The following is a 19,390-nucleotide window of genomic DNA, read 5'->3' as shown; positions in this document are numbered from 1 at the left end:
ACTTTTCTGTTCCCACGATTTTAACTTGATTTCATCAAATGCCTTCATCTCATGTTTTCCGGGCCTCTGCCGGACGGTGGAATAGGGGTAATACGCAGAGTAAAAGTAAAACGAATCCAACCATGGTTGCGATGTTGATGTAGCTCACGACCTCGGCCTGCCGTGCGATTTCTTTGTTGATCAGTTCCAGGGAGCCCTGGGACCACATGACGCCTCTAATGCCCTGGCCATGTCCATGGAGTTGTTGGAGAAAAGGTTCCAGGGCGGTATTGCTTGGATGGATTTGCTCTCGGAATCGCGCCCAGCTGCCCTGGCTGGTGACTGTGAAAATTGCACTGGTGACCCCCCCTGACAGGGCTTTCGCAATGTTGGTTCCAAAAAAGAGTATGGAGCTGGCGCTAACCAGCAACTCAGCAGGCATCGTTGTTAATGCCATCTGAATTTCCATACAGCATATTAAGGCAAAGCAAGAGGCAATGATGACCAGTTGAATTCCAATATTGATGTTGTCCTGGTGCGAGCTGGTGTTCGCCATCCAAAGAGAATTGAGGGCAAACGCGAAAATTGCTGCTGAACAAATCTTTTTCTTCTGGGCTATTGTTTTAGCCAGCACAAGTGGGCTGATCCCTGGAGATGCAAAGGCTCCAGTGATTATGGCTGCAAAGCTAAAGGGTATGAATGTTAGGGCGTAGTTCTCAATCGTATTGTTCGTTGCAATGACTAAAAAGCGGGGGACCAGGGCGAAGACCATGAATAAAAAGAATGCCACTGAGCTCAGTGTTATGACACCAACGCAGTAATTGATGTCTTTAAAAATTCGCAGGTCGATGAGTTTTGGTTTGGTGGCCATGCGCCAGGCAAAAAGGCCAAGCAAAAGAATTGATGTCCATAGCATTGCTACATAAATTGGATCTGCAAACCACTCTTGTTGATTGCCAACGATCAGAGAGAGGCTAAGAAGACCGAAGCCTCCACTCATAAAGCCATAGCCCAACCAGTCGATTTCGTATTGTGAATCACCGCCAGTTTGTGGCATTAATTTGAAAATTATTGAGACTGCAATGAGTGCAAGGATTCCGATCAAGACGTACAGAAAACGCCAGCTCAGATGCCAAGTGATCAGTGCTGAAATCGGGATTCCGATGCATGCGCCTGAGACGCAAGCAAGCGCCACCATCCCCTTGCCCATGGTGGTGTATTCCTTTCCCAGTTCGGCGCCCAAATAGCCTCCGGCTATTGCCGGGATAAAGCCCCCGCCGATTCCCTGCAACATCCGCATCGCCATAAACAGTTGCGGATCTTGAGCTGTCGAGCTGACTAAGCAAGCGATACCAAACAGGCCAGGACCAAAGATGGCCAGGGTTTTTGCACCAAAGCGGGCTTTGAGGCTGCCGACCACAGGCATCACCAATGCTGCCGGAATGAGGAACGAAACCTCGAACCAGTCAGATTGGTATGGCGTACCCCCGACATCACCGCTTACGTAGGTATGGGCAGGGACTCCTACGGAATCGGTCGCGAAAAAAAGCAGCTCTAAGAGGACAAAGCAAAGTGCCAGAACACCTCGGTTCGTTTGCCAGAAGCTTCTCGATTGATTGGCTGGGGTCGCAGTCACCGTGCAGGAGTGTTGGCCTTGGCATTCTCCGTTGTTTCTTTGCTGAGCTCCACATTCATCTGGATCTGTGCTGCTTCATCGCCCTGCAAAGGCTCATCCTTGCTGAATCACTCACGTTTTGGCTGCAGATGCCCTACAGAATGTGAGGGCTTGATGAGGTGCTCATGTCTGCGGTTCAGCGCCTTGGTCATGTCGCCATCCGCGTGAACGACATGGAACGGGCTGTGAGTTTTTACACCGGGCTCGGCATGCGCATGGTTTGGGAAGCCGATGACTGGTGCTATCTCGAAGCAGGTGATTCCCGAGACGGCCTGGCGCTGCTGGGTCCTAAATACAAGGCTGCAGGTCCCCATTTCGCCTTTCACTTTCGCGATCGGGCAGAAGTTGATGTGGTGCATGACCGATTGAAGGCTTCGGGTGTCGCGGTCGGTGGGGTCCATGACCACCGCGACGGCACGGCATCGTTTTACCTGCGCGATCCCGAAGGAAACTGGCTGGAGATGCTCTATGAGCCTCCGGGAGGAATCCCCACGAATCAACCTGGAGTCACTCAGCCTGATTGATGTCCGCTCTTGAGGAAACACTGGAGCTGCTCGAGTGGCCGCGTCTCTGCCAGCATCTCTCCAGCTTCACCAGCACACACCAGGGGCGACGTCACTGCTGCCGAGGCTCACTGCCGGAATCTCTCTCTGAAAGCCTCACCCTTCAGGCGAGAACGCAGGAGATGGCGAGTCTGGACGGTCTCTTGGATGGGGGCCTGAGCTTCCAGGGGGTGGGTGATCTTGACGTGATTCTGTTGCGTTGCAGCAAGGGAGGTGTTGCCTCTGGTGAAGAGCTGCTCGCAGTGGCCGACACCCTGGGCGCAGCTCGTCGTCTGCGCCGGCAGATCGATGAACCTGAGCTGAGGCCGGTTTGCACGGCTCTGCTCTCTGATGTGGCCACCCTGCCGGAGCTGGAACAACGCCTCAAGTTCGCCATTGAGGAAGGCGGTCGTGTGGCCGATCGCGCCAGTACCGCGCTGGAGGGACTGCGTCGGCAATGGCAGGAGCTGCGTTCTCGCAGACGCGACAAGTTGCAGGATGTGATCCGGCGCTGGTCGGCACACCTTCAGGACACGGTGATCGCTGAGCGGAATGGACGACCTGTGCTGGCGGTGAAGGCGGGGGCCGGCGGCCAATGTCCGGGAATGGTTCATGACAGTTCCGCCTCGGGCAGCACAGTGTTTGTGGAGCCCAAGTCGGTGGTCGATCTGGGCAATCGATTGGCGGATCTCGACGGCAGGATCCGTGAGGAGGAGCAGCGCGTTCTCGCCGAACTCAGTACTGCTGTGGCGGAGCAGGTCGATGGTTTGCTCGCACTGATGGCGGTGCTGTTGCATCTGGATTTGGCGCTGGCCCGAGGTCGTTACGGGCAATGGCTCGGTGCTGTCCCCCCGCGGCTCGAGGCCGCCAGCGATGCTCCGTTCACGCTTCAGAATCTCCGCCATCCTCTGCTGGTGTGGCAGGAGCGCAAGGAACAGGGTCCAGCAGTGGTCCCTGTCAGCATTGAGGTCTCACCTTCTCTGAGGGTGGTTGCGATTACGGGTCCGAACACCGGAGGCAAGACCGTCACGCTCAAGAGTCTTGGACTCGCTGCACTGATGGCGCGTGCAGGCCTCTGGCTCCCCTGCAGTGGCAGTCCAATCCTGCCGTGGTGCGCCCAGGTACTTGCTGACATTGGTGATGAACAATCACTGCAGCAGAGCTTGTCCACCTTCAGTGGCCATGTGAGGCGCATCGGGCGCATCCTGGCGGCCATCGATTCGGGCCCAGCTCCTGCTCTGGTGCTGCTTGATGAAGTTGGAGCAGGGACTGATCCAAGCGAGGGCAGTGCTCTGGCCACGGCTCTGCTGCGGGCGCTGGCCGATCGGGCCCGGCTCACCGTGGCGACAACCCACTTCGGTGAGCTCAAGGCTCTCAAGTACAGCGATTCCCGTTTCGAAAATGCATCGGTCGCTTTCGACAGTGAAACTCTCTCGCCGACGTATCACCTGCTCTGGGGAATTCCGGGTCGCAGCAATGCTCTTGCCATCGCGACTCGGCTCGGCCTCGATGAAGGAGTGATCACCCAGGCGCGCAGTCTTCTTTCCCCGCGAGGAGACGGTGAGGCCAACAGCGTGATCCGTGGTCTCGAGGAACAGCGTCAGCGTCAGCAGGCGGCTGCCGAGGATGCGGCTGCCCTTTTGGCGCGCACTGAATTGCTGCATGAAGAGCTGCTGGCGCGGTGGGAGACACAGAAGCAACACTCCGCTGAACGGCAGGAACGGGGCAGGCAGCGCCTCGAGACCTCCATTCGCTCCGGACAGAAGGAAGTGCGTCAGCTGATCCGCCGTCTCCGTGATGATCAGGCCGATGGTGAAACGGCACGGAAGGCCGGTCAGCGCCTGCGCAAGCTGGAAGATCGTTATCGACTTGAGCAAGAGCGACGACAGCATCTGGGTTGGCGCCCTGAGGTGGGTGATCGCATCCGTGTGCTGGCACTCGGCAAAGCTGCCGAAGTGCTTGCTGTTTCCGACGATGGCTTGCAGCTAAAGGTGCGCTGTGGCGTGATGCGCAGCACCGTTGAGCTCTCGGCAGTGGAGAGTCTTGATGGACGCAAACCTGAGCCCCCGGCACCGGTGGTTCAGATCAAGGCGCGCCGAGGCAGCGGCTCTGCTGAGGTGCGGACCTCCCGCAACACGATCGATGTGCGTGGCATGCGCGTGCACGAGGCTGAGGCTGCTGTTGACGACGTTTTGCGTGGAGCCAATGGCCCTGTTTGGGTGATCCATGGCATCGGCTCCGGTCGCCTGAAACGTGGCTTGCGCGACTGGTTGGCTTCACTGGCTTATGTCGAGCGTGTGGTGGATGCGGAGCAGGGTGATGGCGGCGCCGGATGCAGTGTCATCTGGGTGCGCTGAAGCGGGTTTTCTTTCAGTTCAGATCGGGAAGCACTGGTGTCTCGTCTCGCTCTGATGGGGGTATCGGCACGGGAATCGCGTTCCCCTGGTCGTCAAATAGGCGCCATCCACGCGGATCAGCATCCAGATGAATGCGACTGCCTGGTATCGCTCTGAGGCCCGGATCGGCTCTGACCTGAACCAAATGCTCCCCATCGAGCAGCCTGCAGGTGATCAGCTGCTCATTGCCCAGCACTTCGCTGTGACTGATGTCTGCCTGAAGGTTTCGGTTGGTGGCAGGTGCCACCCGTAGATCTTCCGGACGGATGCCGCCATTGAGCCCTCTCCCCTCGAGGCCTTCGAGTGCAGCGGTGAGTGGGCCCTCCACGCTCATACGTCGTTCACCCAGGTGGAGTGTCTGGCTGCGCCCCACCTGGACTGGAAGAACATTCATGGGTGGGCTGCCGATGAACTGCGCCACAAACAGGTTTGATGGCCAGCGGTAGAGCTCCATTGGTGTGCCCAGCTGCTGCAATCGCCCCTGATTGAGTACGGCGATTCGGTGACCCATGGTCATGGCCTCCACCTGATCGTGGGTCACGTACAGGGTGGTGGTACCCAGCTTTCGCTGGAGGTCCACGATGCGAGTGCGGGTGCTGCCGCGCAGCTTTGCATCGAGATTGCTCAGCGGTTCATCCATGAGAAAGACATCCGGCTGACGCGCCATGGCCCGCCCAAGGGCCACGCGTTGTTTCTGACCTCCGGAAAGCTCTTTGGGGCGTCGATCCAGCAGCTGATCCAACTCCAGGGCGTGGGCCACCTCCATCACCCGATGTTCAACCTTGGATTCCCTTTCAGATCGAACCTGAAGCAGGCGAGGCAGCTCGCGCGTGTTTCGATGCAACTGGTCATGGAGCTGCTGCATGGCACTTCGCCGGTGGCTGCGACGCAGTCCGAACGCCAGGTTGTCGCGAACGCTGAGATGCGGGTAGAGCGCATAGCTCTGGAACACCATCGCCACATTGCGCTTGGCTGGTCTCAGCTTGGTTACGGCCTGCTTCCCCACCAGGATTTCACCAGCGCTGGGTGTCTCAAGGCCTGCCATCAACCTGAGCAATGTGCTCTTGCCGCAGCCGGAAGGACCGACCAGCACCAGAAACTCACCATCTTCAATCGATAGTGAGAGGTCACGAATCACCTCAACGGGGTTCTCACCACCACGACCTGGATAGTTCTTGCTGAGCGCCTCAAAGCGAACGCCGGCCAAGCTCAATCTCCCGTGCTCCGCGATCCTAGGGTTGGTGACTGGTCCCGATCGAAGCTTTTCGTGCAGTTCATCGACCAGGCGCGCATTACTGTCCGTGGCGGCCGTGGCGGTGATGGCATCGTGGCCTTCCGTCGTGAAAAGTATGTCCCAGCCGGTGGTCCCTCAGGAGGTGATGGGGGGCATGGATCCCACGTGATCCTGGAGGCTGACTCGAATCTCCAGACGTTGCTGGATTTCAAGTACAAGCGATTGTTTGCTGGAACTGACGGTCGCCGTGGCGGTCCCAATCGCTGTACCGGTGCGTCAGGCCAGCCTCTGGTCATTCACGTTCCCTGCGGCACGGAGGTGCGACATCTCACCACGGGAATCCTCATGGGCGATTTGACCGCGCCAGGGGAACAGCTCACGGTGGCGTTCGGAGGCCGCGGCGGCCTGGGAAACGCCCACTATCTGAGCAACCGCAACCGTGCGCCTGAAAAGTGCACCGAGGGACGTGACGGAGAGGAGTGGCCTCTCCAGCTCGAATTGAAGCTGCTGGCAGAGGTCGGAATCATCGGTCTGCCCAACGCAGGCAAAAGCACCCTCATCAGCGTCTTGTCCGCAGCCCGTCCCAAGATCGCCGACTATCCCTTCACCACGCTGGTGCCGAACCTCGGTGTGGTGCGCCGTCCGAGCGGGGATGGCACGGTCTTTGCCGATATCCCTGGCCTGATTGCCGGTGCTGCCCAGGGTGCCGGACTCGGGCACGATTTTCTTCGCCATATCGAGCGCACCCGTCTGCTGATTCACGTGGTGGATGGAGGCGCGGATGATCCTCTGGGTGATCTGCAAGTGGTGGAGAAAGAGCTCGAGGCTTATGGCCATGGCCTGGTCGATCGCCAGCGCTTGCTTGTCGTCAACAAGCTTGAGCTTCTGGATGAGTCGCGGCGTGAGGCATTGGTGGCCGATCTGGATCGAGTGAGTGGTCGGACTCCACTGTTGATTTCAGCGGTGATGGGCCAAGGACTCAAAGAGCTGTTGAATCAGGTCTGGATGGAGCTTGGCGTCTGAGCCTTGGGGTTCAGCCATTTATCGCGAACCATGTTGGCGATCGCATCAGGACTTGTGCGTTGCGCTTGGCATGGCGATAACAGGAGCAATGAGAGAACGTCCGATGACCTTCTTCACTTGTTTCGACTCCCAGGGCCAGTTGATCGCCCGCTGTCAAACGCCCGAGCAAATCGAGGCCCTGCGCCGCCGCGGACGTCCGATTGCCGGTGTGCATGCGATGAAGCCAGAAGAGGCTGTGGTCTGCAGCCTTACAGGCAGCCCTGCTGATTTCAACGAAGACCAGTGAGTGAGACAGCACGGCTCATCGTGCAGAGCACTTGATCGTGGTGTCGCAATAAAAAGCGGGGATGCTTCCCCGCTTTTTATTGCGCTCATGTTGTTGAAAATGTCTCAGTCGTCATAAACCCGGCATTCATCGGCTTCAGGGTTGTTTTCGCAATAGAGCTCAATGGGAGTTGGATCGTGGCTGTCGCCTGGATGCTCCTTCTTGTACTCCTGCAGGGACTCAAGCTCCTCGCTGAAGTGGCGAACCTTGGCATCGTTGCCTTCGGCTTTGGCAGCTTCGAGTTCGCTCTGATCCTTCTTGATGTGTTCGTCGATGGATTTCATGGAATCGTTGGCGTGTCCCAACCAATGTCGACGCACACACCATACGGCTGTTGCGCTGTGCTGCCAGTCGCCAGAGATGCGACCTCGTTTCCGTATCAACACTCATGACCTGGTCGAGTGACCTCGGCTACCAGCAAAGAAGACAGGGTTCGTGGTCATGGTGCGAATCAGGCAACGACAGGGGCGCCACTTCATGGATGAAGAGGGACGCATGTTCTGGATCAATGGTCCGGAGAATTTCTGCTACCTCTCAGAACAGCGACAGTGGCGCTGCGGTCTGAGTTTTCAGGAGGTTCTTGACTGGAAGCAATGTGCGCCTTCAGGGCTGGTGAGTCAGCGCTTTGGCTCACTACAGGCCGCCTGCGAGGCCTTCGAGCACAACCAGGTTTTCTGGTCTCATGATCTTTATCTGCGTCGGATGGGTGATCAGATGGCCCTGCATCGCTCAGCGGACGATTACAGACCCACTGTCATGAAGCTTGCCGAAGCTGCTGGTCGAGTCGTGAGACCAGCTCCCTGGAGTGGTCGCCCCTCCACCTCACTGAGCTGTCCTGTTCCCCTGGTGAATGCCAACACGGGTCTTGTTGGTGACACTGGCGAGGATCTGGCGCATCCACGTCGCCGCCGGCGTTCTCTCAGGGAACCAGTTCACTGAGTTCCAGCCAGCGTTCCTCACTGGTTTCGAGCGCTTCCAGCAGGCTGGCCAGATCCTGGCTGAGGTCTGTGAGGTCTCCCTGGCCGTTGGAGATGGCCTGCTCCAGGTCTGCTTTGCGTTGCTCCATCTGAGGCAGTTCACGTTCAATTGCTTCCAGTTCACGCGATTCCTTGAAACTGCGCCGACGTCGGCCCTGGTTCTGGTTGTGCGGGGACTGATCCTGGCTGGTTTGAACACTGTTGGAGCGGTTGCGATTGCTCTCTGCCGCAGCAGTCCTTTCCTTGTCCCGGCGATGGTCGAGAAAAGAGCTGTAGTTGCCTTCAAAGCGCTGGAGACGTCCTTCCTCGAAGCAGAACAGACGATCCACCGTTCGATCCAGGAAGTAGCGGTCGTGAGAAACCACAACCACGCAGCCTCGGAAGTCTTCGAGCAGGTCTTCCAGCACACTCAGCGTTTGAACATCGAGATCATTGGTGGGTTCATCCAGCAGCAAGACGTTGGGAGCCTGGATCAGCATCCGACACAGACTCAGCCGGCGTCGCTCTCCTCCTGACAACTTGCTGAGCGGGCTGTGCTGTTGAGCGGGCGGAAACAGAAAGCGCTCCAGCAGCTGGGAGGCACTCAGCTGTTCCCCTCCCAGGTCAATCCGAGATGCGGCCTCCTCGACGAATTCGATCACCTTGCGTTCCAGACCACGTCCTTCGCTGAGTGCATCGGTGTGCTGATCGAGATAACCGAGATGCACCGTTTCCCCAAGACGCAGGCTGCCAGCGGTGGCCTGCCGCCGGCCGGCGATCAGGTCAAGCAGGGTGGATTTGCCGCTGCCGTTGGGACCGATGATGCCAACCCGGTCTTCCGGACTGAAGCTGTAGCTGAAATCCTTCAGCAGCACGGGCCCGTCGGCCTGGCCATCCGCGGTGACCATGAGATCCTCCGCTTCAATGGCGAGCTTGCCGATCCGACGGCTAACACTGCTCATCTCCAGCTGGCTGCGATTGGTTTTCAAGGGCGCAGCCCGCATCGCCTCGATGCGCTGGATGCGTGCTTTCTGCTTGGTGCTCCTTGCCTTAGGGCCCTGGCGCAACCAAGCCAGTTCCCGTCGCATCACGCTTTTAAATCGGGCTGCTTCCGCGGCTTCTGAGACTTCCTGGTCCGCTTTTCGTTGCAGATAGGCGCTGTAATTCCCGTCAATGCTGGAGGCTTGTCCTCGCTCCACCTCCACAATTCGGCGAGTCACACGGTCGAGCACATAGCGGTCGTGGGTGACCAAAACCACAGCTCCCGGGTAGCGATCCAACCAGCTCTGCAGCCATTCCACAGCCGCTGCATCCAAGTGGTTCGTCGGCTCATCGAGCAGCAGCACATCAGGGCTGGCAACCAGCGCTGAAGCAAGCCCCACCCGTTTGCGATAACCCCCAGACAAATCCTCCACGGGGCGGTGAAGGTCGCTGATTCCCAAGCGCTGAAGCACTTCCTGGCACTGTTGCTCGAGCCCCCAGGCGCCCTCTTCATCCATGCGCTCACTGAGAGCCCCGAGTTCCCGCATCAGCGTTGTGTCGTCTGGAGACTGGGCGACCGCTTCAGACACCGCGCTGAAACGCAGCAGCAGCTCGCGCTTTTCCCCACAGCCGGCCAGCACCTGTTCGAGCACGGTGAGTCCTGGCTCCACCGTGCTGTCCTGACCGACCAGCTCAATTCGCAAACGGGAGGAGCAGCGCCGCTCTCCCCCCCCAAGCGGTTCCTTCCCTGACAGCACACGCAGCAGGGTTGATTTGCCCGCTCCATTCGGTCCGATCAGTCCAACCCTGTCACCTTCACGAATGTGCAGCGTGAGGTTCTCGAACAGGGTTCGGATTCCGAAATCCTTGGAGGCCTCAACCAGGCTGATCAGACTCACGGGCCTGCGACCTCGCGCTGCGCGTCCAAATAAGCAAACACGCTCTTGTCTCCCACATCGGCTGCTGCCTCCATGCCGAATTTCCGAACGGCAAGCACCACCAGCAGCAATCCCGCGAACAGCACCAGAAACCAGCAGGGGCCGTTACCAATCAGCCCCAGTAACCGTCCAAGGAGTGCAACGGGAAGCAGCAGGGTGAGGCCGATGGCCTCCGGTCGCCGGAAGCAGAAGAACTCCTTGAAGCCGATGCCGGTGAGAGCTGCAAACATCGGCCCAACGGCAAGAATCCACAGCGGCTGACTCGCCAGTGTGTCGAGAGTTGCATTGACTGATCCCTGAAGCATCAGCACCAGCCATCCAAGACAGCCGAACAGCCAGAACAGCTGCAGTGCCCGATGCAGCGGACGCAGGTAGATATGAATCCAATGGAGTGCCAGTCCAAGGCTGCCGCAAAGGGGCAGAAGCCACAGCCATGCCCACTCACCGCCAGCCAGCCACCACTGCAGCAGGCCTGCGCTCAGCGATGCTCCGCTGATCAGCAGGCAGATCCTGTAGCGCTGCACTTCCAGCCTGTCTGTCGAGGTGATGGTGAAAGATCCATACATTCCGTCGAACTGGGGATCGGCGGTAGTCATGGCAAGGGAATGGTGCTGTTCACCAGTGTGCTCAGCTTTGGGCCATCTGGAACGATTCCGCCTGGATTCAGGGGAAACAGAGCGCCGAAGTAGTCATGGCGCCAGGCAGCGGCATCGCAGGTGGCCTCCACTCCTGGTAACGCCAGGAACCGTTGCCGCCATTTCCACAGTTCCGGCAGCATCCACAGCGGGCTGGCGCTGCATCCGAACAGGGGGGAATAAACCGTTTCCCAGCGGATCAGGGTCGGGAAAAGGCGCACATCGGCAAGGGTGAGGGTGGCTCCGCAGAGCCACGGACCTTCCTGCCTGAGGCTTCGTTCCAGCTCTTGGAGAGCATCGGCCATGGCGGCACTTGACCTGTTGTAAGCCGATTGGTTCCGCGCAAAGCCGCAGCGGTAAACCCCGTCGTTCACAGCTGGCTGTAAAAGCTGCTGCCAGCTTTCAATCCGTTCCTGCAGGCTGGCAGGAGCCAGATCGGGTGCTTCAGCTCCGGCAGGCCACCGATTCAACGCCAATGTCAGTGGTGTGCTGTCGTTGCCGAGAAGATGTGGTTCGTGCTGTTCGTCGCGACCAGGGTCCACAAGCACCGGCACTGTCGCCCGCAAACTGGGTTCAGCCCCGCAGCAGCGATACAGCTCCAGCAGGCTGGAGCATTCCAGCCAGCTGGGATCCAGCCGCCATAGTCCTTCCTCGTGGTCAGCCTTTGCTGTCATTACCTCGAGCGTGCTCTCAAGACCACGCAGTTTCACCATCAGCCAGGTGCGGTGTGCCCATGGACAGCTGCGGCCGATCAGCAGCCGCGGTCGACGAGCGGGCTCACGCCCCTGCAGATCCTCAGTCTCGGGAACCGATGTTGACATCGGTGCGCTGTCCGGTCTCTTGTAGTTGCCTTGGCCATCCGCTGGCCCCAACCCTGTCATCAGGCGTTGCCACTGCCACTGCCAGCCCTTTCGCACACTGCGAACGATCAGCGGAGGAATCGACATCACGGTTCCGTTTCAAGGCATTGTCCTTCAGGCTGTGGATGAGTGCAGTGACCTGATGACAAGCCCCCGAGTGCTGGTGGTGGCAGGTACCCATGGCAATGAAGTCAATGCCCCCTGGCTTCTGGAGCAATGGAGTTCTCAAAATGAGCTGATCGATTCGTGTGGATGTTGCGTCCAAACGGTGATCGGAAATCCCGACGCTCGTGCTCAGGGTCGGCGTTATCTCGATCGCGATCTCAATCGTTCTTTCCGTCCCGATCTCCTGCAGCGGAGCGAGACCCACCCCGAATGCAGTGATCATGAAATGCTCAGGGCTCTGGAGCTGTTGCGCAAGTTCGGGCCTGAAGGACAAAGACCCTGTGATCTGGTGGTTGACCTGCACAGCACCACAGCGGCGATGGGCAACTGCCTGGTGGTGTATGGCCGCAGGCCAGCTGATCTGGCCCTGGCCGCGCTGGTCCAGTCATCGCTGGGGTTGCAGGTTTATCTGCATGAAGCCGATGCCGCTCAGCAGGGTTTCATGGTGGAGCGCTGGCCCTGTGGGCTTGTGATTGAGGTGGGGCCCGTGCCTCAGGGCGTTCGCCGGCATGACATTGTCCAGCAGACGCGGCTGGCGCTTCAGGCGGTGTTTCAGGCCATTGCTGATGTCGTTTCTGGCAAAGCCAGCTATCCACGCCAGCTTTTGCTTCACCGTCACCTCAAAAGCCTTGATCTGCCTCGACAGGCCTCCGGTGAGGTTGCAGCCTTGATACATCCGCAGCTTCAGGACCGCGATTGGATTCCCCTGCGCTGCGGTGATCCGCTGTTTGTTTCGGCTCAGGGAACAACCATCGCTTACGAGGGGCTGGACGGAGCCGTCCCTGTGTTTATCAACGAAGCGGCTTACGCGGAAAAGGCCATTGCACTCAGCCTCACGAGCCGTGAACAGTGGCCCCTGTCCCAAAGCTGGACAGAGGCCCTTGCCGTGATGCTGAACGGGAATCAGCGTGGAGAGCCGTTGTAGATGATGCTGAGGACACTGCGACCGTCGGGAGCGATCTGAATTTCGGTTTCCGTGGTGGCATCACTGCCGTCTTCAGGCCATCCAGGGTCGCCACCCAGGAATCTGAAGGTGTATCCGCTTGGTGAATCATCCACAAGACAGTCTCCGCCGCCCGAGCTGGTCTGGAACATGCAAGGTTGGGGGCGATAGACGCTGAGCCCACCGTTTTCGGTCACAGCTGTGTTGCGGGCCAGGTTCAGTGCACGCACCTGGGAGGCTGGAACGGGTGCCTGAGCCACCACTGGGGCGCCAGCAAAAGCGCCCGTTCCAGCGATCACAGCCAGGGCGGTTAAAGAGGAGAGGTTCATGACCTTTGGGAAGACTCTTCTATCGGAGACAGAGCACCAGCGTCTGTCAACTAATCCGTTGTGGTCTGTTGACCAGTGGGTTCATGGGATCGGACCGTTGTAAGGAACAGCCAGGATTCTCTCTCCATTGAGTGAGACGAGAACTCTTGTTTCAAGAGTGGGACTTGGGGGCGATTGCTTCTCCCAGCCTGGTGGACCGCCGCGGAAACGGAACAGAAAACCCTGGTCCGATTTGGAGATCAGGCATGAACTTGCCCCTGTTTCATACATGCAGGCTGCGGCCCGGTAAGAGCCAAGGCCGCCGTTCAAGGATTCCGCTTTCATCCTTGCCAGGTTTGCTGCCTTGGGCTGTGCGAGTGGCAGGGAGGGTGCTGCTTCGATTGCACCGATGCCTCCCAGGGTGAGGGCAAGCCCGACGGCCGCTTTCAGCATTCGGTTCATGGGTTTCTTTGATGGGCCAACAGCCTGATGCCCATGCTCAGTGAATGGTGTTTCTCGAAACTGCAAACGCATGTCTTGTTGTGACTGTTGATCCACTCCTGCTGAACAGGCTCATCCACAGGCCCAGGTGCCCTGTTCCAGCGTGCAGGGAAGACTGCTCACCTTGCCGTTTTCCCAGTAGATCCTCAGCCGGTCGTCGGCGGTGCCGCTGCGGAATGTGATGGATTTGACCGGTCCTGGCGGGACTCGCTCTCCACTGTCGTCACTGCCAGGCATTCCCTTGTTCACCCGTTGTTCAAGCTGGTCAAGGCGGCTTTTCAGCTCACTGATCTGTGCGTCGCGACTGATGTCTGTTGAAGGCTGAGTGTCGGACTTCTTCTGACAGGCACTAACGAGCACAGCTGTCATCACGGCGGTCAAAGCGATGGCCAGCGATCGAACGGCGGGGGCTGAAGACGGGTGCATGACCGCAGCGGTTGTTGATGGTTCCAGTGTGGGTGTTCAGCCAGTTTCGACCAGACGTTCACTCCAATAAACAACCGCACCCTGCGCCTCCAGTTCATGTCGCCTGTGGCGCGCATCCTTGGTGGGCACGGTTGCCTCCAGACGCTGTCCTGCGATCAACCAACGAATCAGGACCACGAGCGTCTCCTGGGACACAACCTGAGAATCTTAAGCGATCCTTTAGGGGTCTCTCTTCGGCCTGGGCCGCGCCTGAGCGAGGTCTCAATGGTTCTTCACGACAGCTTCATAAAGCAGCCGACATCTTGCGCAATGTTGCTTTACAATCACAACTGGCAGGGCTTCCTGCCCTTCCGTAACCGTCTCTTCGGAGACCTTCTTTTCCGTTCTCATGACCACCACCATTCAGCAGCGCTCCGGCGCTAATGGCTGGCAGCAGTTCTGCGAGTGGGTCACCTCCACCAACAACCGCCTCTATGTGGGCTGGTTCGGTGTGCTGATGATCCCCACCCTGCTGGCTGCCACCACCTGCTTCATCGTTGCGTTCATCGCAGCACCCCCCGTCGACATCGACGGCATCCGTGAGCCCGTCGCCGGCTCCCTGATCTACGGCAACAACATCATCTCCGGTGCTGTTGTGCCCTCCTCGAACGCCATCGGCCTTCACTTCTATCCCATCTGGGAAGCTGCTTCTCTCGACGAGTGGCTGTACAACGGCGGTCCTTACCAGCTGGTTGTCTTCCACTTCCTGATCGGCATCTTCTGCTACATGGGTCGCGAGTGGGAACTCTCCTACCGCCTTGGCATGCGCCCCTGGATCTGCGTTGCTTACAGCGCACCTGTGGCTGCTGCCTCCGCCGTGTTCCTGGTGTACCCCTTCGGTCAGGGTTCCTTCTCTGACGGCATGCCCCTGGGCATCTCCGGCACCTTCAACTTCATGTTGGTGTTCCAGGCCGAGCACAACATCCTGATGCACCCCTTCCACATGCTTGGTGTGGCTGGCGTCTTCGGTGGTTCACTGTTCTCCGCCATGCACGGTTCACTGGTGACCTCCTCCTTGGTTCGCGAAACCACTGAGAACGATTCACTGAACTACGGCTACAAGTTCGGCCAAGAGGAAGAGACCTACAACATCGTGGCTGCCCACGGTTACTTCGGTCGCCTGATCTTCCAATACGCATCGTTCAACAACAGCCGTAGCCTGCACTTCTTCCTGGCTGCCTGGCCCGTTGTCGGCATCTGGTTCACCGCCCTGGGCGTGTCAACCATGGCCTTCAACCTGAACGGTTTCAACTTCAACCAGTCCATCCTTGATGGTCAGGGCCGTGTCCTGAACACCTGGGCTGATGTGCTGAACCGCGCCAACCTCGGCATGGAAGTGATGCACGAGCGCAACGCTCACAACTTCCCCCTCGACCTGGCTGCTGCTGAGTCCACTCCTGTGGCTCTGCAAGCTCCCGCCATCGGCTGAGGCTGAAGTCTCCAAGAGATTCAGCTTTAGCTGAATCGGAAAGCCCCCTCTCACGAGGGGGCTTTTTGTTGGCTGACTGTCGGATCAGTGAGCTGTGAGATCAGTGACCGGCAATCAGTCACCCCCGCTGCCATTGCAGGCTTCTACGGCGAGCTTCTGCAAAACCAGCAACATTCACCTGGGCTGGAAGGCGATCGCTGGACATGGGCTGCATGGTGGTGAGATCAATGGTTGTTTCACTGATCAACTCAGAGGCTCGAGACCACTCAAGAAGCGTCAGAGATGGTGGTGCATTCACACCGCTGCCAATGATCCGGCGGGGGCCGCTTCCCATCGCTCCAAGACTCAACAGCCGAAGACCCATTGATTCAGATGGGTACCAGGCGTGATGATGACCTGAGATCACCAGATCAACACCGCCGCTTCGCAGCAGAACGGCCAGCTCCTGTGGATTGGCGATACATTCCCCAGCGCGAGCCCGTCCTTCGCTGAAGGCTGTTAGCGGGAGGTGGCCCATGACCAAGCACAGGTCATCAGGCTGGCGATAGGGTGAGGTCAGTGCTGACTCGATCCATTGGCGTTGTGAGGAATCCACGTTGGCGGAAGAGGCGTCGATGACGACGACAAACAGTCCGGGACGTCTCCAGACGTACTGAAAGGGAAATCGTTCGTTCTCAATGAACCTGGATTGCAGATTCACGCGATGCTTTCCCCAGAACAGATCAGCCTGCTGGCGCTCACGCCCGTAGATCCAGCGTCCTTGATGCTGTTGACTCGATCCGTCGTGATTGCCGATGGCCGGGAGTATGGGAATTCCTGCCTTTTGAAGCGGTGCTTGAACCGATTGTTCAAAACCAGCCCACATCGCCTTCAGCTGAGAGTTCGTCAACGACCTTTTCTGGCCAGCCACCATGTCTCCTGCGCAGAGCACCAGGTTGGGTTGTTGCTGCATCAGCAACTTCACTCCGCGCTGAACGGAGCTGCCGTAGGTCGTACTTCCGTAGGAGCCGTTCAGGTCGCTGATCAAGCCCAGTTTCAAGCTGTCAACGTTCTGAGCAGAGGCTTGGCCATGCGGGTGAGATCCGGTCTTTCGGAGCAGGTCATCAAGAACGCTGCCTGAAACCGCTGCGCCAGCGATCAGCCGTAGAAATGCGCGACGTCCGGTCTGCCTCATCAGCCGAGTTTATGGCCGGAATCCATGCATGGATGGCATCAGCTCCAGGATGATTTCCTGACCATTGAGTTCTGAATTCCATCCAAGAACCGAACAAGATCATCACGAATCAACAAAACTGTCATCGTTCATCCAAAGCATCGCCGGATTCCTGCGGCAGAGGTTTGTTCTGGGGCTCGCCAGTATCTGCCTTGTTGTTTTGAGAAGGTTGTTCAATCTCAGTCTCCTTGGATTCCTGCTCTGAAGGGATCACTTTTTTCGGACCAACCACGTCTACAGCTGTGCGCTGAACAACAAGCTGGTAATTGCTCTGAAGAAGTTTATTGATCTTCTCCTGTACCAAGGTCACCTGCTTGTAGCTGGGAAGGTCGGGATCTGTTACACGAACAATGACCCGAATAATTCCCTCTTCTTTGTTCTTGCCATGTTTGGTTGGTCTCCAGCCAATATCAACCTTTTCCACATCCACTAATTCCGGATCGCTGAAGGTCAGAGTTTTATTAACAAGAAATTTACGAACTGTTTGTTCCACCATGGATCGCCGGTTTTCGCGATTGGCTTGATTCAGTAATCCGATGAAGCTGCCTCCCAGTGGAATCAGCAACAGGCCTGTCAGTGTGAAGCTGGCCACGCTGAGTTGACTTCGGAGCAGCTTTTGGCGGAATTCGGAGTCTTGCCAGGCCATCAGTACCAAGCCGCCTGTGAGAATGCCCAGCAGGTTGGTGGCGAAAAGTAATCCAGCTCCGGAGGCCTGACTCCAGTTCTGGTGTGACAGCAACAGTCCCATCACGCAGACAGGAGGTACCAGGGCCACGGCGATTGCCGTTCCCGCCAGCGAACTCACGGCATCGCTCCGCAACTTGGCGTAGGTCGCCAAACCTCCTGCCACGAGTGCGATCCCCAGATCGAGCAGGTTGGGCTCTGTTCTGGTCAGAACCTCTGTACCGAACCGTGGCAAGCCAGCCACAGAACCCAGCAGAAAGGAGAGCAGCGTGGTGCTCAAGACGCCTGCCAGCAGGGTTCTCAGTGATCGTCCCAGCAGTCGTACTTCGCCCAGCAGGATGGCGAACGCTGCGGCTCGTAGAGGCATGATCCAAGGAGCCACCACCATGGCGCCGATCACGACTGCAGTGCTGTTGGCGAGCAGCCCCAGGGTGGAGATCAGGCTTGCTCCAACGCTGAGCACGATGAACACCTCATCCAAGGTGGCATCGCGCATGTGACTGCGATGCAGTTGCCTGATTTTGCGGCTGGACAAGCTGCCCTGTTCCATGAACTCGTCAATGGTGCGTGCAGTCTGATTGTTAGTGCTCAACTTGTTGAGGGTCTGGTGACGCAAAGACTGCCGATCCAAGAATTGACCAACTGTTCTGAGCCCTCCAACTGTTCATTGACTGCGCTCGATGCATCAAAACCTGAAGCAATGCATCAACGAATGGAATGACTTTGGTGCTGTTGATCGTTCTTTGAGTTTTTGGTCTGGAGCGTAGACAGGTGGCGCTCGTTCGCCAGCTCTAGACTTACGGCGGTGGGGACAGTGAGGTCACCCAGGACCATGGACATTCGTATGCGCCACGACCAATTTCCAAATCATTAAAGGTTTGATTGCTGTTGCAATGACGGAAATCAGCAGTCCTTCCATTAAGTTGTGGAGCCGACTTCCGCGCGATGCCTCCCTCTGACTTGTCTTCTTTGGAGTGGGAAGAGGATGGCGAAATGTCAGCTCAAGACACCTGGGATCTTGTGACTCGCCTGGCGAAAGTGGAGGAGCAGGAAAAAGCCTCGAGTTTGCTACACCTGTCTTCCAAGCACAGCCACTCCAAAAACAAGAAGTCTTAATTGCTGGGTTGATTAGAGCTTGCAATTGGCAAGCTGAGCTTCCATATGTTTGACCATATCACTTAATGCTTGTTTGTAGTTGTTGCCGTATTTGTATTGGTGTTGTTTAGAATCTCTGCTTCGATCTTCGGTTCGTCCCGTTCTGGAATAGAGCTTTTGTTGAATGCAAGGATTTTGAAGCAAGCTAATGAATGATTCGTTGAATCTTCATTGGCTGAATATAAATTTCAATTGAAAGTTGATTTTGCTGAGATCTTTTCTTTCAGACTGGCATGTGGATCAATGTGCGTTCACGTCTGAGGATTCCTTCCCTGAACAGTTGGGTTTTGCTTGAATCCCAAACGGAATCATGCCGATCTCCACAGGTCTCGATCAGTTTTGATGTTGTCTGTGTTGAGCTTGGCTGTTCTGCGAAGTTGTGGACAGAATTTATTTGGGGCGCTTTGTGAGATCTCCGAAATCGTCATCGTTGGGTTGCATGAATTGCCAGACGACTGGCACAGTGAACACCACCACAAGTCCAATGGTGGCCCAAATCGCAACGGTGTAATCGCCCATACGATCCCTTCTTTAAATGGTGACCATAACGGGAAAGCGTCTGAGAAGGACATCATCTGCAACCCATGCGACCCACCGATTCGGATGGGTTGCCTTGATGGCACTGAAATCCGCTGCCTCGTAGCAGTTGTCAGGCGATGCTGGCGCTTGTGCGGTCACGCTTCGCCGAGGCTTGCGGATTCATGCGCAGCAGGCAGGGTTACGGTCTTCCCGGCACAAGTTGTTCGGTATTCACCTCACCAGGACCGATTGGATCGATTAGGGTTGAAACACGTTGGCCCCAAGAGGGGCGCAGTCCGATCTCAAACAGGCAACGGGGTTTGAGGCGCTGTAGGAAGTTCTCATGAACACCCTCGCAATGATCAAAGAAAAAGAGCTCAAAGCTCGTCGTCTCCATGACGCTCAGCACTCATTTGCTGCCTCGTCTGATGGATGTGATGTCACGTCGGCACACCTGTCGCCCA

Annotated in this window: 19 protein-coding genes and 1 pseudogene; 7 read left to right on the top strand and 13 right to left on the bottom strand. The window is 57.5% G+C overall.

The features are described 5' to 3' along the window. Window positions 1–49: 49 nt before the first annotated feature. On the bottom strand, window positions 50–1,615 hold the full coding sequence (locus SynBIOSE41_RS15175; protein WP_186538707.1) for an MFS transporter: 1,566 nt from the start codon (window positions 1,613–1,615) through the stop codon (window positions 50–52). 164 nt (window positions 1,616–1,779) lie between these two features. On the opposite strand from SynBIOSE41_RS15175, the gene SynBIOSE41_RS15170 reads away from it, so the two are divergent. Together SynBIOSE41_RS15170 and SynBIOSE41_RS15165 are read left to right on the top strand one after the other, a co-directional pair. After that, window positions 1,780–2,178 (top strand): VOC family protein, encoded by a 399-nt coding sequence (locus tag SynBIOSE41_RS15170; RefSeq protein WP_186538706.1) that lies wholly within the window; start codon window positions 1,780–1,782, stop codon window positions 2,176–2,178. Further along, window positions 2,178–4,553, top strand: coding sequence for an endonuclease MutS2 (locus SynBIOSE41_RS15165; protein ID WP_186538704.1), 2,376 nt, complete (start codon window positions 2,178–2,180; stop codon window positions 4,551–4,553). The genes SynBIOSE41_RS15170 and SynBIOSE41_RS15165 overlap by 1 nt, the downstream gene beginning before the upstream one ends. 13 nt (window positions 4,554–4,566) lie before the next feature. Here the strand turns inward: SynBIOSE41_RS15165 and SynBIOSE41_RS15160 are convergent, their stop codons facing one another. Continuing rightward, the gene (locus SynBIOSE41_RS15160) at window positions 4,567–5,799 is read right to left on the bottom strand and encodes an ABC transporter ATP-binding protein (protein ID WP_186538702.1); all 1,233 of its coding nucleotides are present in this window, start codon (window positions 5,797–5,799) and stop codon (window positions 4,567–4,569) included. Window positions 5,800–5,859: 60 nt separating this feature from the next. On the opposite strand from SynBIOSE41_RS15160, the gene obgE reads away from it, so the two are divergent. Together obgE and SynBIOSE41_RS15150 are read left to right on the top strand one after the other, a co-directional pair. Beyond that, complete coding sequence (obgE, locus tag SynBIOSE41_RS15155) at window positions 5,860–6,849, top strand: GTPase ObgE (protein ID WP_186541296.1); 990 nt, start codon at window positions 5,860–5,862, stop codon at window positions 6,847–6,849. Window positions 6,850–6,952: 103 nt separating this feature from the next. After that, on the top strand, window positions 6,953–7,135 hold the full coding sequence (locus tag SynBIOSE41_RS15150; protein ID WP_066910771.1) for a hypothetical protein: 183 nt from the start codon (window positions 6,953–6,955) through the stop codon (window positions 7,133–7,135). Window positions 7,136–7,239: 104 nt separating this feature from the next. Here the strand turns inward: SynBIOSE41_RS15150 and SynBIOSE41_RS15145 are convergent, their stop codons facing one another. Then, window positions 7,240–7,458 (bottom strand): CP12 domain-containing protein, encoded by a 219-nt coding sequence (locus SynBIOSE41_RS15145; RefSeq protein WP_066910768.1) that lies wholly within the window; start codon window positions 7,456–7,458, stop codon window positions 7,240–7,242. Between the two features lie 157 nt (window positions 7,459–7,615). Here SynBIOSE41_RS15145 and SynBIOSE41_RS15140 point away from each other — a divergent pair, with 157 nt between their 5' ends. Continuing rightward, on the top strand, window positions 7,616–8,113 hold the full coding sequence (locus tag SynBIOSE41_RS15140; RefSeq protein WP_186538701.1) for a hypothetical protein: 498 nt from the start codon (window positions 7,616–7,618) through the stop codon (window positions 8,111–8,113). On the opposite strand, the gene SynBIOSE41_RS18430 is transcribed toward SynBIOSE41_RS15140, so the two are convergent. The 4 genes and pseudogenes from SynBIOSE41_RS18430 to SynBIOSE41_RS15125 form a co-directional block, all read right to left on the bottom strand. After that, the gene (locus tag SynBIOSE41_RS18430; RefSeq protein ID WP_370594243.1) at window positions 8,094–8,240 is read right to left on the bottom strand and encodes a hypothetical protein; all 147 of its coding nucleotides are present in this window, start codon (window positions 8,238–8,240) and stop codon (window positions 8,094–8,096) included. The two genes, SynBIOSE41_RS15140 and SynBIOSE41_RS18430, sit on opposite strands and share 20 nt — an antisense overlap. Window positions 8,241–8,552: 312 nt before the next feature. After that, window positions 8,553–9,944, bottom strand: a pseudogene (locus SynBIOSE41_RS15135) (ABC-F family ATP-binding cassette domain-containing protein); the annotation flags it as partial. A gap of 62 nt (window positions 9,945–10,006) precedes the next feature. Then, window positions 10,007–10,645: a DUF2301 domain-containing membrane protein gene (locus SynBIOSE41_RS15130; RefSeq protein WP_186538697.1), complete on the bottom strand. Its 639-nt coding sequence runs from the start codon at window positions 10,643–10,645 to the stop codon at window positions 10,007–10,009. Then, the gene (locus SynBIOSE41_RS15125; RefSeq protein WP_186538696.1) at window positions 10,642–11,631 is read right to left on the bottom strand and encodes a glutathione S-transferase C-terminal domain-containing protein; all 990 of its coding nucleotides are present in this window, start codon (window positions 11,629–11,631) and stop codon (window positions 10,642–10,644) included. The genes SynBIOSE41_RS15130 and SynBIOSE41_RS15125 overlap by 4 nt, the downstream gene beginning before the upstream one ends. Before the next feature lie 55 nt (window positions 11,632–11,686). Between SynBIOSE41_RS15125 and SynBIOSE41_RS15120 the strand changes: the two genes are divergently transcribed. Further along, the gene (locus SynBIOSE41_RS15120) at window positions 11,687–12,634 is read left to right on the top strand and encodes an aspartoacylase (protein WP_186538694.1); all 948 of its coding nucleotides are present in this window, start codon (window positions 11,687–11,689) and stop codon (window positions 12,632–12,634) included. Here the strand turns inward: SynBIOSE41_RS15120 and SynBIOSE41_RS15115 are convergent. The 4 genes from SynBIOSE41_RS15115 to SynBIOSE41_RS15100 all read right to left on the bottom strand — a co-directional run bounded on the left by SynBIOSE41_RS15115 (window position 12,613) and on the right by SynBIOSE41_RS15100 (window position 14,082). Further along, the gene (locus SynBIOSE41_RS15115; RefSeq protein WP_186538692.1) at window positions 12,613–12,981 is read right to left on the bottom strand and encodes a hypothetical protein; all 369 of its coding nucleotides are present in this window, start codon (window positions 12,979–12,981) and stop codon (window positions 12,613–12,615) included. The genes SynBIOSE41_RS15120 and SynBIOSE41_RS15115 overlap by 22 nt on opposite strands. An 81-nt stretch (window positions 12,982–13,062) precedes the next feature. Continuing rightward, on the bottom strand, window positions 13,063–13,413 hold the full coding sequence (locus SynBIOSE41_RS15110) for a hypothetical protein (protein WP_186541295.1): 351 nt from the start codon (window positions 13,411–13,413) through the stop codon (window positions 13,063–13,065). A 120-nt stretch (window positions 13,414–13,533) separates the two neighbouring features. Continuing rightward, window positions 13,534–13,887, bottom strand: coding sequence for a hypothetical protein (locus SynBIOSE41_RS15105; protein WP_186538690.1), 354 nt, complete (start codon window positions 13,885–13,887; stop codon window positions 13,534–13,536). 36 nt (window positions 13,888–13,923) lie between these two features. Further along, complete coding sequence (locus tag SynBIOSE41_RS15100) at window positions 13,924–14,082, bottom strand: hypothetical protein (protein WP_156486753.1); 159 nt, start codon at window positions 14,080–14,082, stop codon at window positions 13,924–13,926. Window positions 14,083–14,275: 193 nt separating this feature from the next. Here SynBIOSE41_RS15100 and psbA point away from each other — a divergent pair, with 193 nt between their 5' ends. Further along, window positions 14,276–15,355 carry a photosystem II q(b) protein gene (gene psbA, locus SynBIOSE41_RS15095; protein ID WP_066904623.1) on the top strand — a complete coding sequence of 360 codons (1,080 nt, stop codon included), beginning with the start codon at window positions 14,276–14,278 and terminating at the stop codon, window positions 15,353–15,355. A 118-nt stretch (window positions 15,356–15,473) separates the two neighbouring features. Here psbA and SynBIOSE41_RS15090 read toward each other — a convergent pair whose 3' ends face one another. Together SynBIOSE41_RS15090 and SynBIOSE41_RS15085 are read right to left on the bottom strand one after the other, a co-directional pair. Continuing rightward, complete coding sequence (locus SynBIOSE41_RS15090; protein WP_186538688.1) at window positions 15,474–16,529, bottom strand: metallophosphoesterase; 1,056 nt, start codon at window positions 16,527–16,529, stop codon at window positions 15,474–15,476. 121 nt (window positions 16,530–16,650) lie between these two features. Further along, entirely contained in the window at window positions 16,651–17,883 is a 1,233-nt protein-coding gene (locus SynBIOSE41_RS15085) for a DUF389 domain-containing protein (protein WP_370594139.1), read from the bottom strand. Window positions 17,884–19,390: the final 1,507 nt, after the last annotated feature.

Origin of the sequence: Synechococcus sp. BIOS-E4-1 (assembly GCF_014279995.1) — a bacterium.
Taxonomy (GTDB): domain Bacteria; phylum Cyanobacteriota; class Cyanobacteriia; order PCC-6307; family Cyanobiaceae; genus Synechococcus_C.
Note: the sequence above shows the minus strand (reverse complement) of the source record. Positions and strands in the feature narration are given on the sequence as shown.